This window comes from Micromonospora sp. DT178, from assembly GCF_049841695.1.
GTDB lineage: Bacteria > Actinomycetota > Actinomycetes > Mycobacteriales > Micromonosporaceae > Micromonospora.
In genome coordinates this window covers 694,872-709,215 of sequence record NZ_JBNCKV010000001.1, presented here as the reverse complement: position 1 = coordinate 709,215, position 14,344 = coordinate 694,872, and the positions used below count along the sequence as shown (strand labels likewise).

Here is a 14,344-nt window from a genome sequence, read left to right as displayed (position 1 = left end):
AGGCGACCGGCAGCGGCCGGCCGCATGGAATCGTCCGGTGACGGCACCCGGATGCCGGAAGAGTACGGGCGACCAGGCCCCCGAACCGAACACTTCGAATACTCAGGGGTAACTGCGAGATTACTCAACTTCGGTGCGTGACGGCGTGCACGCGGACGGATTCCGGTCGATATGCTGCCCCGATGAGTCGGTGGGGGTTCGTCGGCCGAACGGATGAGCTCAACCGTCTGCTGTCGGCGGTGACCGGCACGGAGGGGCGGGGCATCTTCTTCAGCGGCAACGCGGGCATCGGCAAGAGCCGCCTGCTGCGCGAGGGGATGGCGGCCCTCCCCCGCGACGGGTACGCCGTCTGGTCGATCGCGGCCAGCGCCACCACCGCCGCGCTCCCCTTCGGCGGCCTCGTCCAGGTGCTCCCGACCGAGCAGCCGCAGGGCCTCTCCCCCGCCGGCATCCTGCGCTGGGCGGTGGACGTGCTGCAACAGCAGGCGGCCGGCCGCCGGATCGTGCTCGCGGTCGACGACGCGCACCTGCTCGACCCGCCGTCGGCGGCGCTGGTGCACCTGGTGGCCCGGTCCGACAACGCCACGGTCGTCGGCACGTCGCGCGACGGCGAGCAGCTCCCGCTGCCGATCCGGGCCCTGTGGACCGACGGCCTGGTCGAGCACGTCGAGCTGAAGCCGCTGCCGCCGGCCGAGACCACGCGGCTGCTCTCCGAGATCCTGGAGGGACCGGTCGACGCCACCTCCGCCGACCGGCTCGGCCGGCTCTCCGAGGGCAACCCGCTGCTGTTGCGCGAGCTGGTGTTCGCCGCCGACCGCGGGGAGCTGACCCGCACGTACGGGATCTGGAAGTGGACCGGCCGGCTGGAGCTGGCGCCCAACCTGACCGACCTGATCGACGTCCGGATCGGCCAGCTCACCCCGGGCGTACGCGGGGTGGTGGAGCTGGTCGCCTTCGGCGAACCGCTCGGCCTGCACCTGCTCAACCAGGCCGCCGACCCGGTGGACGTGGAGACCGCCGAGGAGCGCGGGCTGATCGCCGTCGAACACGACGACCGCCGGGCCAACGTGCGACTGGCCCACCCGCTCTACGGCGAGGTGATGCGCCGCCGCTGCCCCGTCAGCCGGACGCGACGGTTGCAGGCCCGCCTCGCCGAGCTGCTGGAGCTGGTCGGCAAGCGACGCCGCGACGACCTGCTCCGGGTGGCCGTCTGGCGGCTCGACTCGGGCACCGCGCAGGATCCGGCCCTGCTGCTCGACGCGGCCCGGCAGGCGTTCGCCCGCTACGACGTACCGCTGGCGACCCGGCTGGCCCGCGCGGCGCTCGACGCGGGCGGCGGCTTCGACGCGGCGGAGCTGCTGGCCACCATCCTGATGTTCGCCGACCGGCCGGAGGAGGCGATCGGGGTGCTCGACGCGGTCTCCGGCGACATCGAGGGCGACCGGCGGCTGAGCCGCTGGCTGACGGTGCGGGGCATGGTCAGCTACTGGGGCCTGAGCCGGGAGTCCACCGTGGAGGAGATCGCCGCCCGCAGGTCGACCCTCACGGACTCCGCCGACCAGGCCCGGGTGCTGGCCTTCGAGGGCATCATGCGGCTGCACCGACTGGACACCGGCATCGCGTTGCGGCTCGGGCAGACGGTGCTGGACCGGCCGGCCGCGAGCGTCGCCGCCCGGGAGCTGGCCCGCAGCACGATCGCCCACCTGCAGGCCGCGCAGGGGCAACTGCACCGCAGCGCCACCGCGATCAACCAGGTGCAGGCCGAGGTGGGCCGGTGGCGGGCGGACATGCCGTACCTCCAACTGGCCCTGGAGCTGGCCCGGGGCACCCGGCTGGCGCTCGCGGGCGACCTGGCCGGCATCGACGCGATCGTGGCCGACGAGTTCGCCGACCTGGCCGGGGCCGGCGACTTCCGGCTCGGCACCGGCTACCTGGCCATTCTCCAGGCGTACGCGGCCCGGCTGCGCGGCCAGAGCGACGCGGCGCTGCGGACCAGCCTCGGCGCCTGCGCGGTGCTCGCCACCAGCCGGGTCTACGCGGGACTGGCCCAGGCCGAGCGGGCCCAGGCGGCGGCGCTGCGGGGCGACGCCGCGCAGGCGGCCGAGGCGATGGCGGAGGCCGACCGCACCCACGCCCCGGGCATGGTGGTGCTGTACCCGTGGCTGGAGCAGGCCCGGGGCGCGGTGCTCGCCGCCGGTGGCGACGTGTCCGGCGCCGTCAAGCACCTGACCGGGCTGGCCGACCGGCTGCGCGCGGACGGCTTCGCCGGCCACGAGGTGCACGTGCTGCACGACCTGGTCCGGCTGGACCAGGCGACGGCGCCCCTCGGCCCGACCTGCTCCGACGGCAGCCGGCGCACCGTCGCGCAGCGGCTCGCCGAGCTGTCCGAACGGGTCGACGGGCTGCTGCCCCCGCTGCTCGCCCGGCACGCCCGGGCCGCCGCGGGCGGATCCGCCGACGAACTGCTGGCGGTCGCCGACAGCTTCGACGCGCTCGGCCTGGCCGTCTACGCGGCGGAGGCCACCGCCACCGCCCTGGACCGGCTGCGCCGGCGGCGGTCCCCGGCGGCGGCCACGGCCCGGGAACGCCTCGCCGCGCTGCTCGGCCGCTGCGACCTGATCCGTACCCCGGCGTTGCAGGCCGGCTCCCCGGCGCTGAGCGAACGCGAGTGGCAGGTGGCGCGCCTCGCCGCCGACGGGGTGACCAGCCGGGCCATCGCCGAGCGGCTCTTCCTTTCCGCCCGCACGGTGGAGAACCACCTCCAGCGCATCTACGGCAAGCTCGGCGTCGCCGGGCGGGCGGAGCTGCGGGCCGCCCTGCGGGCGATCCCGGGCCACGAGGGCGGCGATAGCGGGTGAACCCTAGGCTGGGGAGGTGAGCACCCTTCGCCCCGCGCTGCTGACCGACCACTACGAGCTGACCATGGTCAGTGCCGCCCTGCGCGACGGCACCGCCGACCGCCGCTGCGTCTTCGAGGTGTTCAGCCGCCGGCTGCCCGCCGGCCGGCGCTACGGCGTGGTCGCCGGCACCGGCCGGCTGATCGAGCTGATCCGCGACTTCCGCTTCGACGCCGACGAGGTCGACTTCCTGCGGCGTACCGGGGTGGTCGACGAGCGGGCCGCCGCCTGGCTGCGCGACTACCGCTTCACGGGCGACGTCGAGGGCTACGCCGAGGGCGAGCTGTTCTTCCCCAGCTCGCCGATCCTCACCGTCTCCGGCGGCTTCGCCGAGTGCGTGGTGCTGGAGACGCTCATCCTCTCCGTGCTCAACCACGACAGCGCCGTCGCCGCCGCCGCCGCGCGGATGGTCACCGCCGCCCGCGGGCGGACCCTGATCGAGATGGGCTCCCGGCGCGCGCACGAGGAGGCGGCGGTGGCCGCGGCGCGGGCCGCGTACCTGGCCGGGTTCCGGTTCACCTCCAACCTCGCCGCCGGGCGGCGCTACGGCATCCCGACCGCCGGCACGGCCGCGCACGCGTTCACCCTGCTGCATGAGGACGAGCGGGCCGCGTTCGCCTCGCAGGTCGCCACGCTGGGCAAGGACACCACGCTGCTGGTCGACACGTACGACATCAGCCAGGGCATCCGCAACGCGATCGCGGTGGCCGGGCCCGACCTGCGGGCGGTACGGATCGACTCGGGCGACCTGGCGGTGATCGCGCAGCAGTCCCGCGAGCTGCTCGACTCGCTGGGCGCCACCGAGACCAAGATCATCGTTTCCGGCGACCTCGACGAGCACGCCATCGCCTCGCTCGCCGCCGAACCGGTCGACATGTACGGCGCGGGCACCGCCGTGGTCACCGGTTCCGGCGCGCCCACCGCCGGGCTGGTCTACAAGCTCGTCGAGGTCGAGGGCCGCCCGGTGGTCAAGCGCTCCGAGCACAAGGCCACCATCGGCGGCCGGAAGGTGGCCGTACGCCGGCACAAGCCGACCGGCACCGCCACCGAGGAGATCGTCGTGCCGCAGGGCGTGCCTGACCCCCGGCCCAACGACCGGCTGCTCCAGCACTCGTTCCTGGCCGGCGGCGAGCCGGTCGACCGGCCGAGTCTGGACGAGTCGCGGGAGCACCTGCGGCAGTGCCTGATCTCCATCCCCTGGGAGGGTCTGAAGCTCTCCGCCGGCGACCCGGCCATCCCGGTCACGGTCGTCCCGGCCGACTGAAAGGAGCACCAGTGAGCAACGCGCTGATCATCGTGGACGTGCAGAACGACTTCTGCGAGGGCGGCTCGCTGGCCGTGGGCGGCGGGGCCGGCGTGGCGGCCGGGGTCACCCGGCTGCTCGCCGCCGAGCCGGACCGCTGGGACCACGTGGTCGCGACGAAGGACTACCACGTCGACCCGGGCGCCCACTTCGGCTACCCGCCGGACTACGTGGACTCCTGGCCGCGGCACTGCGTGGTGGGCACCCCCGGCTCGGAGTTCCACCCCGACCTGGCCACGGACCGGATCGAGGCGATCTTCCACAAGGGCGAGCACGCCGCCGCGTACTCCGGCTTCGAGGGGCACGCCGACGACGGCGAGTGCCTGGCCGACTGGCTGCGCCGGCACGGCGTGGACCGGGTCGACGTGGTGGGGATCGCCACCGACCACTGCGTACGGGCGACCGCCCTGGACGCCGCCCGGGAGGGCTTCGCCACCACCGTCCTGCTGGACCTCACCGCCGGGGTCGCCCCGGACACCACCGACGTGGCGCTGCGTGCCTTCGAGGGCGCCGGGGTCACTATGCGCGGGGAGCCTGTGATCAGGGCCGCATGAGGCGGTAATTCGCTGGCGGGTGTCGTACCTCCGGCCGAGGATGTCCGGCGGAGGTACGCACCGACATGAACATGAAGCCTTACCGGGAGGCGCTCGCCCTGCCCGGTCTCCGGTCGCTGCTGCTGGTGTCGGTGCTCGCCCGCGTCCCGCTCACCGCCACCGGGGTGACCCTGACGTTCTACGTCGTGCTCGACCTCGGGCGCGGCTACGGAGCGGCCGGGCTCGTCGGCGCGGCGGTCACCGTGGGCGCCGCGATCGGCGGTCCGCTGCTCGGCCGCCTGGTCGACCGGCGCGGCCTGCGGCCGGTGCTCGTGCTGACCGGGACCGCCGAGGCCGTCTTCTGGTCCACCGCGCCGATGCTGCCGTACCCGGTGCTGCTGCCCGCCGCGTTCCTGGCCGGCTCGCTCGCCCTGCCGATCTTCTCGGTGATCCGGCAGTCCATCGCCGCGATGGTGCCGCCGGAGCGGCGCCGCCCCGCCTACGCGCTGGACTCGATGGCGGTGGAGCTGTCGTTCATGGTCGGCCCCGCGCTGGCCGTGGCGGCGGTCACCGCGATCTCCGCGCGGACCACGCTCTACCTCGTGGGCGCCGGCATCGTCGCCGCCGGCGTCGCGTTCTGGGTGCTCGACCCGCCCACCCGGGGCGGCGGCGAGCCGACCGGGCCGCAGGCGAGGGTGCCCCGCCGGTCGTGGCTCACCCCGCGCCTGCTCGCGGTGCTGGCGGTCAGCGCCGCCGGCACGCTGGTGCTCGGCGGCACCGACGTGGCCGTGGTCGCCGTGCTGAGGGAGAGCGGCGACGTCGGGTGGACGGGCGCCGTCCTCGCCGTCTGGGCGGTCGCGTCGCTGGTCGGCGGCTTCGCGTACGGGGCGGTCACCCGCTCCTTCTCGCCGCTGGTCCTGATGGCCGCGCTCAGCCTCTGCACCATCCCGGTCGGGCTGGGCGGGGCGCACTGGTGGCTGCTCTGCCTGGCGCTGCTCCCCGCCGGGGCGCTCTGCGCGCCGACCATCGCGGCCACCTCGGACGCGGTCAGCCGGCTGGTCCCCGCCTCCGTACGCGGCGAGGCGATGGGCCTGCACGGCTCGGCGGTCACGGTCGGCATCGCGGTCGGCGCGCCCCTCGCGGGCGCCGTCATCGACGCCTCCGCGCCGGTCTGGGGCTTCGCGGTCACCGGGGCGGTCGGGGCGCTGGTGGCGCTGGCCGTGCTCCCGATCGAGCTGCGCCGCCGCCGCACCGCCGCCACCCTCCCGCCCACCCCCGAACTCGTCCCGGCCCCCGCCACCTGACCGACCGCCCTTTTCCGGCGCGCCCCTGGCCCGGCGGTCCTGCCCCGGCGCCCCTGGCCCGGCGGTCCACCTGGCTTCGCGTCCTCACTTCCGGCGCCCCTTCTTGGCCTACGCCGGTCCCGCGCGGGCCGTCGGGCAGGCATGCGAGATCGGTTGATGCCCAGCCGGCGTCCAAGCGCCATGTGGCCCGGTTTTCCGTCAACTGATCATGAGGTCCGCGCTCAGGCTACGGCTAGGTCACGCCGCTCCGAGGCGACGCCGCACAGAGCCGCGCCGCGCAGAGCCGCGCCGCACAGAGCCGCGCCGCACAGAGTCGCGCTGGACAGGGTGGGGCTGGGCAAGGGGCGACGCGGGGTGGGCGGCAGCGGAGGTCGGGGCGGCCCGGTCGGGATCGTGGGCGCCGGGTTCGCTGCGGCGGGGCGTACCTCTCGCAACGCCGACGGGCGCCGCCCCGGATGGGGTGGCGCCCGTCGTACGTGATGCGGAGCGTCAGCGTCGGTCGACGTCGCTCGCGGTGTCCTCGCGGTAGCTGGCGCCGCCGTCGGACTCGCTGGTCAGCGGCTTGGCGCCGCCCTCCGGCGGGCCGGCCAGGCTCTGGCCGCCGGCCGCCAGCTCGGGGAACTTGAGGTCGAACGCCGGCCGCTCGGAGCGGATCCGCGGCATCCGGTCGAAGTTCCGCAGCGGGGGCGGGGAGCTGGTCGCCCACTCCAGCGAGTTGCCGTGACCCCACGGGTCGTCGACCTCGACCACCGGGCCGGCCTTGTACGACTTCCAGCAGTTCCAGATGAACGGCAGGGTCGAGATGCCGGTGATGAACGCGCCGATGGTGGAGACCATGTTCAGCGTCGTGAAGCCGTCGCCGGGCAGGTAGTCGGCGTACCGGCGCGGCATGCCCTCGTTGCCCAGCCAGTGCTGCACCAGGAACGTGGTGTGGAAGCCGATCATGGTCAGCCAGAAGTGCACCTTGCCCAGCCGCTCGTCGAGCATCCGGCCGAACATCTTCGGGAACCAGAAGTAGATTCCGGCGAAGACGGCGAACACGATCGTGCCGAAGAGCACGTAGTGGAAGTGGGCCACCACGAAGTACGAGTCGTGCAGGTGGAAGTCGATCGGCGGGCTGGCCAGCAGCACGCCGGTGAGACCACCGAAGAGGAAGGTGACCAGGAAGCCGATCGAGAAGAGCATCGGCGTCTCGAAGCTGATCTGGCCGCGCCACATGGTGCCGATCCAGTTGAAGAACTTCATACCGGTCGGCACGGCGATCAGGTAGCTCAGGAAGCTGAAGAACGGCAGCAGCACCTGGCCGGTGGAGAACATGTGGTGCGCCCAGACGCTCATCGACAGGCCGGCGATGGCGATGGTCGCGGCGACCAGGCCCTTGTAGCCGAAGATCGGCTTACGGGAGAAGACCGGGATGATCTCGGAGATGATGCCGAAGAACGGCAGCGCGATGATGTACACCTCGGGGTGGCCGAAGAACCAGAAGAGGTGCTGGTAGAGCATCGGCCCGCCGGTCGCGGGGTCGTAGACGTGGGCGCCCAGGAGCCGGTCGGCGGCCAGCGCCATCAGCGCGGCGGCCAACAGCGGGAAGACCAGGATCACCAGGAGACCGGTGACCAGGATGTTCCAGGTGAAGATCGGCATCCGGAACATCGTCATGCCGGGCGCGCGCAGGGTCAGGATCGTGGTGATCACGTTGACCGCGCCCAGGATCGAGCCCAGACCCGAGATGACCAGGCCGACGACCCACAGGTTCGCGCCCACGCCGGGCGAGTGCTCGACGGAGCTCAGCGGCGCGTAGGCGGTCCACCCGAAGTCGGCCGCGCCACCCGGGGTGAGGAAGCCGACCATGGTCATCGAGCCGCCGAAGAGGAACAGCCAGTAGGCGAAGCTGTTTAGCCGGGGGAACGCCACGTCGGGCGCGCCGATCTGCAGCGGCACCACGTAGTTCGCGAAGGCGAACACGATCGGCGTCGCGAAGAACAGCAGCATGATCGTGCCGTGCATGGTGAACAGCTGGTTGTACTGCTCGGGCGACAGGAACTGCAGCCCGGGCCGGGCCAACTCGGCCCGCATGATCAGGGCCATCAGGCCACCGATCATGAAGAACGCGAACGCGGTGACCATGTACATGATCCCGATCTGCTTCGCGTCCGTGGTACGCAGCAGCCGCGCGATGGCCGACCCCTTGACCGGCGCTCGGACCGGCCAGGGCCGGGTCACGACCGGCTTGGGTGCGACGGTGGTCACGAGTGGCCTCCGGTTCTGGGTTGTCCCGCTCGGCACGCGCTGGTTATCTGCGGGCCGTCATCCGCAAGGAGGATAGTCCCCGGCAGGTGGCTGCGCCGCGTGGGGTGGTCGGGTAGCCTGCCCCACCCCGGCGCACGGGGCACTCAACCGCCGGCCGCTACAGCGGGCCGAGCAGCAGCCGGTAGTGCTCGCCGAAGATCCGGTCGCCGCGCCCGCGCAGCAGCGGGTCGCGCAGCGCCGGCGGCACGTCCCGGGTCCGGTTGCGGTCCCGGGTCCGGTCCCGCACCCATCGCGTACGCGGGCGACGACGACTCTCGTACGCCGCCAGCGCCACCTCGACGTCGCCTCCGGCCGCGCGGAGGGACTCGGCGAGCACCACGGCGTCCTCCAGCGCCATCGCCGCGCCCTGGGACAGCGTCGGCGCGGTGGCGTGCGCGGCGTCCCCGACGAGCAGCACCCGCCCCCGGGACCAGCAGCCCAGCTCCACCTCCTCGGTGACCCCGACGTGCACCCGGTCCAGCGCCTCCAGCACGGCCGGCACCGGTCCGCCGTAGTCGCCGAAGAGCTCGCGCAGCCGGGCCGCCGGGTCGGCCGGCGCAGCGGTGCCGGCCTCGTCGGCGTAGCAGTGCAGCCGCCCGGCGCCGATCGGCACGACCAGGAAGCCGGCGCGCTGGCCGAGCAGGGCGGTCCACTCGGTGACCGGGGGTCCGTCGCGCACCACGGCGCGGTAGACGACCTGGCCGGCGGGTCGGGGCGGACCGCCGAGCGCGGCCAGGGCCCGGATCGAGGAGCGCGGCCCGTCGGCGCCGACGACGAGGTCGTACTCGGCGGCGGTGCCGTCGACGAAGGTGACGCCGACGGAGTGCGGCAGCAGGTCGACGGTGCGCACCTCGGTGCCGTGGCGGACGGCGCCGCCCGCGCCGGTGAGCAGCACCCGGTGCAGTTCCGTCCGGGGCAGCGCCCGGCACTCGCCGACCCCGGACCAGAGCGCGTCGAGGTCCACCTCGCAGAGCGGCGCCCCGGTCGCGTCGAGGAACCGCTGCCGGTGGATAACGTGCCCGAGCGGGCGTACGGGCCCGTGGAGGTCGAGCCGGCACAGCGCCCGGGCCGCGTTGCCGGGCAGGTAGAGGCCGGTCTCGGCGTTCTCACCCGGGGGCAGCCTCTCGGTGACGTCGGGACGGTAGCCCGCCATCCGCAGCGCCCGGGCCACGGCCAGGCCGGCGATGCCCGCGCCGACGACGAGGATGCGCAGGGGAGAGCCACCCATGGTGGTGTACGCCTCCGGAGGGGTTCGGCACGCGTTGGAGGCAAGACACTACTCGGCGCAATCGGCACACACCAGAGTCAATCGTCCCAGACGAAACATTCCTCGGCGGCCGTCGCCGCTACTTCGGTGGATCACCTGCCCGCCGACCGGTCCGTGCGTGACAAACCTCACTTACCTCTCCAATACCCCAGGCCCGTTGCGCTGCGGTTTCAGAGATGTAAATGTGTCGAAGAAGCTGTGGGAGCGCTCCCGCATCCACCGGCCGACTCCGTCCGGCGTTCCGCGCCGAAGCCGAAGGAGCATCATGAAACGTCCACTCCGGGCCCTCGCGGCAGCCGCGCTGCTCGCCACCGGCTCGATCGTCGCCGTGGCCCTCGGCGGCACCGCCAGCGCCGACACGCAGATCTGCGAGCAGTACGGCTCCACCACCATCCAGGGCCGCTACGTGGTGCAGAACAACCGCTGGGGCACCACCGCCCAGCAGTGCATCAACGTCACCGACAGCGGCTTCGAGATCACCACCCAGAACGGCAGCAACCCGACCAACGGCGCGCCGACCGCGTACCCGTCGGTCTTCCTCGGCTGCCACTACACCAACTGCTCCCCCGGCACCAACCTGCCGATCCAGGTCAGCCAGATCAGCAGCGCCACGAGCAACATCGCCTACCGGTACGTCAGCAACGCGATCTACAACGCCTCGTACGACATCTGGCTGGACCCCTCGCCGAAGCGCGACGGGGTGAACCAGATGGAGATCATGATCTGGCTCAACCGGCAGGGGCCGATCCAGCCCATCGGCTCCCCGGTCGGCACCGCCACCATCGACGGGCGCAGCTGGGAGGTGTGGCGGGGCAGCAACGGCTCGAACAACGTCATCTCGTACCTCGCTCCGTCGGCGATCAGCAGCGCCAACCTCAACCTGCTGGCGTTCATCAACGACACCCGCAACCGGGGCGCGATCACCAACTCCTGGTACCTGACCAGCATCCAGGCGGGCTTCGAGCCGTGGCAGGGCGGCGCCGGGCTGGCCGTGACCTCGTTCAGCGCCGCCGTCAACGGCGGCGGCAACCCGACCACCCCGCCGCCCACCAGCCCGCCGCCGACGACTCCCCCGCCGACCACCCCGCCGCCGGGCGGCTCGGGCTGCGCGGTGAAGTACACGCCGAACTCGTGGAGCAACGGCTTCACCGCCGACGTGCAGATCACCAACACCGGGTCGAGCACGGTCAACGGCTGGACGCTGGCCTACGACCTGCCCGCCGGGCAGCAGGTGACCAGCGCCTGGAACGCCACGGTCAGCCAGAGCGGGTCGGCGGTGACCGCGCGGAACATCAGCTGGAACGGCTCGCTCGCCCCGGGCGGCACGGCCAGCTTCGGCTACCAGGGCACGCTGAGCGGCACGTACGCGTCACCGACGAGCTTCGCCCTCAACGGGGTGGCCTGTACGCGCTCCTGAAACGCCGGACGCGACGTCCGCCGGGCCACCCCGGTGCCCGGCGGACGTCGCGCGTGAGAGGGCCGGCCTGGTCAAACCCGGGTGAGCCGGACGGCGTCGGCGATGACGAGGCCGGGGGCCGAGCTCCACCGGCTGACCGCGACGCGGTTGGCGTCCCCGGCCGGCAACGTGAAGGTGCCGAGGGTGCGCCACTGTCCACCGGTGATCCGCTGGTCGACGACGATCGTCCGGTTTCCGGTGGTGGTGGACACGATGTACGGCGTGGCGGAGTTGTAGCCGCTGACGGCCGGCCACCACGCGTCGACCCGGTAGTTCGCGGTCGCCGGGACGTTGAACTTGTACCAGGCGGCGTCGCTGGCGGCGACCGGGTCCGCGAAGCGGTAGTCGGTCCCGTACCGCTGGGCCGAGTACGCCGAGGTGCCCCAGTTGGCGCTGGCGGTGAAGCGCCCGGCGGTGGAGTTGTCCACCACCGCACTCCACGGGGTGCCGCCGCCGGCCATCTTCGCGGCGACGTCGGCGCGCATCGTGTTCAGGTCGATGAAGGACGGGTCGATCTTGCCGCTGGTGCTCGTCTCGCGGTGGCCCCGGGCGTAGCTGGCGTCCTTGCCCAGCCGCTTGAGCACGGCGGCCGTGGCGGCGATCGACGCGTTGTACTGCGCCGCCGTCATCTCCTGGTTCACGCCGTTGTAGTCGATCTCCCAGCCGATCATCAGCGTGTTGCCGTCGCCGGCGGGGATCGGCCCGCTGCCCCGGCTGACGCCCGCGTGGTTGCAGCGCCCGGCGGAGATGACGTGGAAGACGCCGTGGTAGTCGACAAGCGCCTGGCAGAGCGGGCCGGGCAGGTCGGACCGGCCGTTGATGCAGACGTTGAGCGCCGGGTGCGGGTTGCTGGCGCTGGAGGTGGCGGCGGTGTGGTGCCAGAGCACACCGATCGGATCGAACGAGCCGGGACGCATCCGGTTGACCCAGTCGCCGTGGGTGACGACCTGGACGCCCGCCCCCCGCAGGACGTCCACCAGCCAGGGAATGGTGGCCATCAGGACTCCCCGAGCAGGTCGGCGAGGCACTCGGCCTTCGGCGCGGCGAGCGGCGCGGCGCTCGCCGTGGCGGGCTTGGCGGCTACGGCCACCGCGGTGGCCACCAGGGCCGACATACCCAGCACCCCGCGTCGGGGGAGGCGGGCGGGTCGTGACGCGTTCATGGCGCTCCTTCAGACAAGGGCGGAGGGGTTCCGACTCATCGATGAACTGGTGACGCGCACGGTATATCGTCACGAGCATCTATGTCGATACCCTTCATCGCCCCTATTCAGGCTGAAGGAATTTGGCAACGACGGACCCCGGACCGGGGCTCGGTCCGGGGTCCTTGAAGGGTCCGTCAGGGGTTGCCGAGGGCGTCGATGTCGCGCATCTCCTCGGCGGTCAACGAGAAGCGGAAGATGTCGGCGTTGACGCGGATCCGCTCCGGGGTCACCGACTTGGGAATGACCACGATCTCGTGGTCGACGTGCCAGCGGAGCACCACCTGGGCCGGGGAGACGTCGTGCGCGGCGGCGATGCGGGTCAGCACGGGATTTGCGAGGTCGCTGGTCTTGAACGGGCTGTAACCCTCCAGCACCACTCCCCGGTCCCGGTGCTCCTTGTGCCGCTGCCGGTCGTACAACGAGGGGCTCCACCGGATCTGGTTGACGGCCGGGTTCTCCTCGGTCGCCTGGATCAGCTCGTCGATCTGGCCGGTGCCGTAGTTGCTGACCCCCACCGCGCGCGCGAGCCCCTCGTCCCGGGCGGCGAGCATCTCGCGCCAGACGGGGATGTTGTCCGCGGGGTTCGCCGGCGGCCAGTGGATCAGCCACAGGTCGACGTGGTCGGTGCCGAGCGCGGTCAGGCTGGCCTCGATCGTCTCCCGCTCCCGTCCGACCCGGTCCGGCGGCAGCTTGGTGGTGACGAAGACGTCCTCGCGGCGCAGTCCGCTCTCCCGGACCGCCCGGCCGACCTCCTCCTCGTTGCCGTACATCGTGGCGGTGTCGACGTGCCGGTAGCCGGCGTCGAGCGCGGCGAGCACCGCGTCGTACCCGGCCTGGCCGGTGGCCTGCCAGGTGCCGAAGCCGAGCAGGGGCATCCGCACCTCGCCCGGCAGCGCAACGGCGGGCTGGTCCTCGTGGTCCATGCCGCGGTCATACCCGCGATGACCCGCGACATGCCCGCCGAACCGGACACGCGGGCAGCCGGCGGGCCGGCGCGGATTGCCGGAGAATGCGGGTGTGGCTGACCCGCTGGAGGAGTACCGGCGCAGACGGGACGCGGCGCGCACCCCCGAGCCGGTGCCGAAGCGCCCCCCGGGGAGGAAGCGGCCCGCCGACGGCACGGCCCGGTTCGTCATCCAGCAGCACCACGCCCGGAGCCTGCACTGGGACCTGCGCCTGGAGCACGAGGGGGTGCTGGCCTCCTGGGCGGTGCCGCGCGGGCTGCCCCGCGACACCGGTCGCAACCACCTCGCCGTGCACACCGAGGACCACCCGATGGAATACCTCGACTTCCACGGCGAGATCCCGGCCGGCGAGTACGGCGGCGGGCGGATGACCGTCCACGACCGGGGCACCTACCGGTGCGAGAAGTGGCGCGACGACGAGGTGGTCGTGGTGCTCGACGGCGAGCGCACCTCGGGGCGGTACGTCCTCTTCGCCACCGGCGGCAGGAGCGGGCGGGACTGGATGGTCCGGCGCACCGACCCGCCCCCGGAGGGCTGGACGAGCATGCCGGAGCTGGTCCGCCCGATGCACCCCACCAGCGCGGCGAAGCTGCCCGGGGACGAGGCCCAGTGGGGCTACGAGCTGCGCTGGGACGGGGTGCGCGCGGTCGCGTACGTCTCGGGTGGGCGGCTGCGGCTGCTCGCGGAGGACGACGAGGACGTCTCCGGGACGTACCCCTGGCTGCGGGAGCTGGCCGAGGAGCTGGCGCCCACGGAAGCCGTGCTGGACGGCGTCCTGGTCCGCATCGACCGCGCCGGCCGGGTGCGCCCGGCGCGCGGCGGACGCCGGACCCCCGACGCCCAGTACCTGATCTTCGATCTACTCTGGATGGAGGGCGTGACCAGCCTCGACCTGCCGTACGCGCAGCGCCGGGAGCTGCTCGACGGTCTGGCGCTCGCCGGCCCGCACTGGCAGACTCCGCCGTGGTTCCCCGGTGCCGGCCGGGAGGCGCTGCGGACCGGCCGGGAGCAGGGGCTGCCCGGAGTGGTGGCGAAGCGCCTGGACTCGGTCTACGAGCCGGGCGGGCGCAGCCGGCGCTGGCTGAGCATCGACGCCGGCCGAGACACGAGCTGAGACGGCGAGGAG

General features: G+C 73.1%; 11 protein-coding genes. 6 read left to right on the top strand and 5 right to left on the bottom strand.

Going from position 1 to position 14,344, the window contains the following annotated elements; all coding sequences use genetic code 11:
* Positions 1 to 182: 182 nt before the first annotated feature.
* The 4 genes from ACLQ22_RS03310 to ACLQ22_RS03295 all read left to right on the top strand — a co-directional run bounded on the left by ACLQ22_RS03310 (position 183) and on the right by ACLQ22_RS03295 (position 6,037).
* Positions 183 to 2,858: a LuxR C-terminal-related transcriptional regulator gene (locus ACLQ22_RS03310; protein WP_425690994.1), complete on the top strand. Its 2,676-nt coding sequence runs from the start codon at positions 183 to 185 to the stop codon at positions 2,856 to 2,858.
* Between the two features lie 16 nt (positions 2,859 to 2,874).
* The gene (locus tag ACLQ22_RS03305; protein WP_425690993.1) at positions 2,875 to 4,161 is read left to right on the top strand and encodes a nicotinate phosphoribosyltransferase; all 1,287 of its coding nucleotides are present in this window, start codon (positions 2,875 to 2,877) and stop codon (positions 4,159 to 4,161) included.
* A gap of 11 nt (positions 4,162 to 4,172) precedes the next feature.
* Complete coding sequence (locus tag ACLQ22_RS03300; protein WP_425690992.1) at positions 4,173 to 4,754, top strand: isochorismatase family protein; 582 nt, start codon at positions 4,173 to 4,175, stop codon at positions 4,752 to 4,754.
* A 65-nt stretch (positions 4,755 to 4,819) separates the two neighbouring features.
* Entirely contained in the window at positions 4,820 to 6,037 is a 1,218-nt protein-coding gene (locus ACLQ22_RS03295; RefSeq protein ID WP_425690991.1) for an MFS transporter, read from the top strand.
* Between the two features lie 489 nt (positions 6,038 to 6,526).
* Here ACLQ22_RS03295 and ctaD read toward each other — a convergent pair whose 3' ends face one another.
* Positions 6,527 to 8,287: an aa3-type cytochrome oxidase subunit I gene (gene ctaD, locus ACLQ22_RS03290; RefSeq protein WP_366640486.1), complete on the bottom strand. Its 1,761-nt coding sequence runs from the start codon at positions 8,285 to 8,287 to the stop codon at positions 6,527 to 6,529.
* Between the two features lie 157 nt (positions 8,288 to 8,444).
* Positions 8,445 to 9,554 carry an FAD-dependent monooxygenase gene (locus tag ACLQ22_RS03285; protein ID WP_425690990.1) on the bottom strand — a complete coding sequence of 370 codons (1,110 nt, stop codon included), beginning with the start codon at positions 9,552 to 9,554 and terminating at the stop codon, positions 8,445 to 8,447.
* A gap of 304 nt (positions 9,555 to 9,858) precedes the next feature.
* Here ACLQ22_RS03285 and ACLQ22_RS03280 point away from each other — a divergent pair, with 304 nt between their 5' ends.
* Positions 9,859 to 11,010: a GH12 family glycosyl hydrolase domain-containing protein gene (locus tag ACLQ22_RS03280; RefSeq protein WP_425690989.1), complete on the top strand. Its 1,152-nt coding sequence runs from the start codon at positions 9,859 to 9,861 to the stop codon at positions 11,008 to 11,010.
* Between the two features lie 71 nt (positions 11,011 to 11,081).
* Here ACLQ22_RS03280 and ACLQ22_RS03275 read toward each other — a convergent pair whose 3' ends face one another.
* From ACLQ22_RS03275 to ACLQ22_RS03265, 3 genes are all read right to left on the bottom strand, one after another.
* Positions 11,082 to 12,047: an N-acetylmuramoyl-L-alanine amidase gene (locus ACLQ22_RS03275; RefSeq protein WP_425690988.1), complete on the bottom strand. Its 966-nt coding sequence runs from the start codon at positions 12,045 to 12,047 to the stop codon at positions 11,082 to 11,084.
* On the bottom strand, positions 12,047 to 12,211 hold the full coding sequence (locus ACLQ22_RS03270; RefSeq protein ID WP_165947736.1) for a hypothetical protein: 165 nt from the start codon (positions 12,209 to 12,211) through the stop codon (positions 12,047 to 12,049). The genes ACLQ22_RS03275 and ACLQ22_RS03270 overlap by 1 nt, the downstream gene beginning before the upstream one ends.
* Before the next feature lie 176 nt (positions 12,212 to 12,387).
* Positions 12,388 to 13,176: an aldo/keto reductase gene (locus ACLQ22_RS03265; protein ID WP_425690987.1), complete on the bottom strand. Its 789-nt coding sequence runs from the start codon at positions 13,174 to 13,176 to the stop codon at positions 12,388 to 12,390.
* A gap of 94 nt (positions 13,177 to 13,270) precedes the next feature.
* On the opposite strand from ACLQ22_RS03265, the gene ACLQ22_RS03260 reads away from it, so the two are divergent.
* On the top strand, positions 13,271 to 14,332 hold the full coding sequence (locus ACLQ22_RS03260) for a DNA polymerase ligase N-terminal domain-containing protein (protein ID WP_425690986.1): 1,062 nt from the start codon (positions 13,271 to 13,273) through the stop codon (positions 14,330 to 14,332).
* Positions 14,333 to 14,344: the final 12 nt, after the last annotated feature.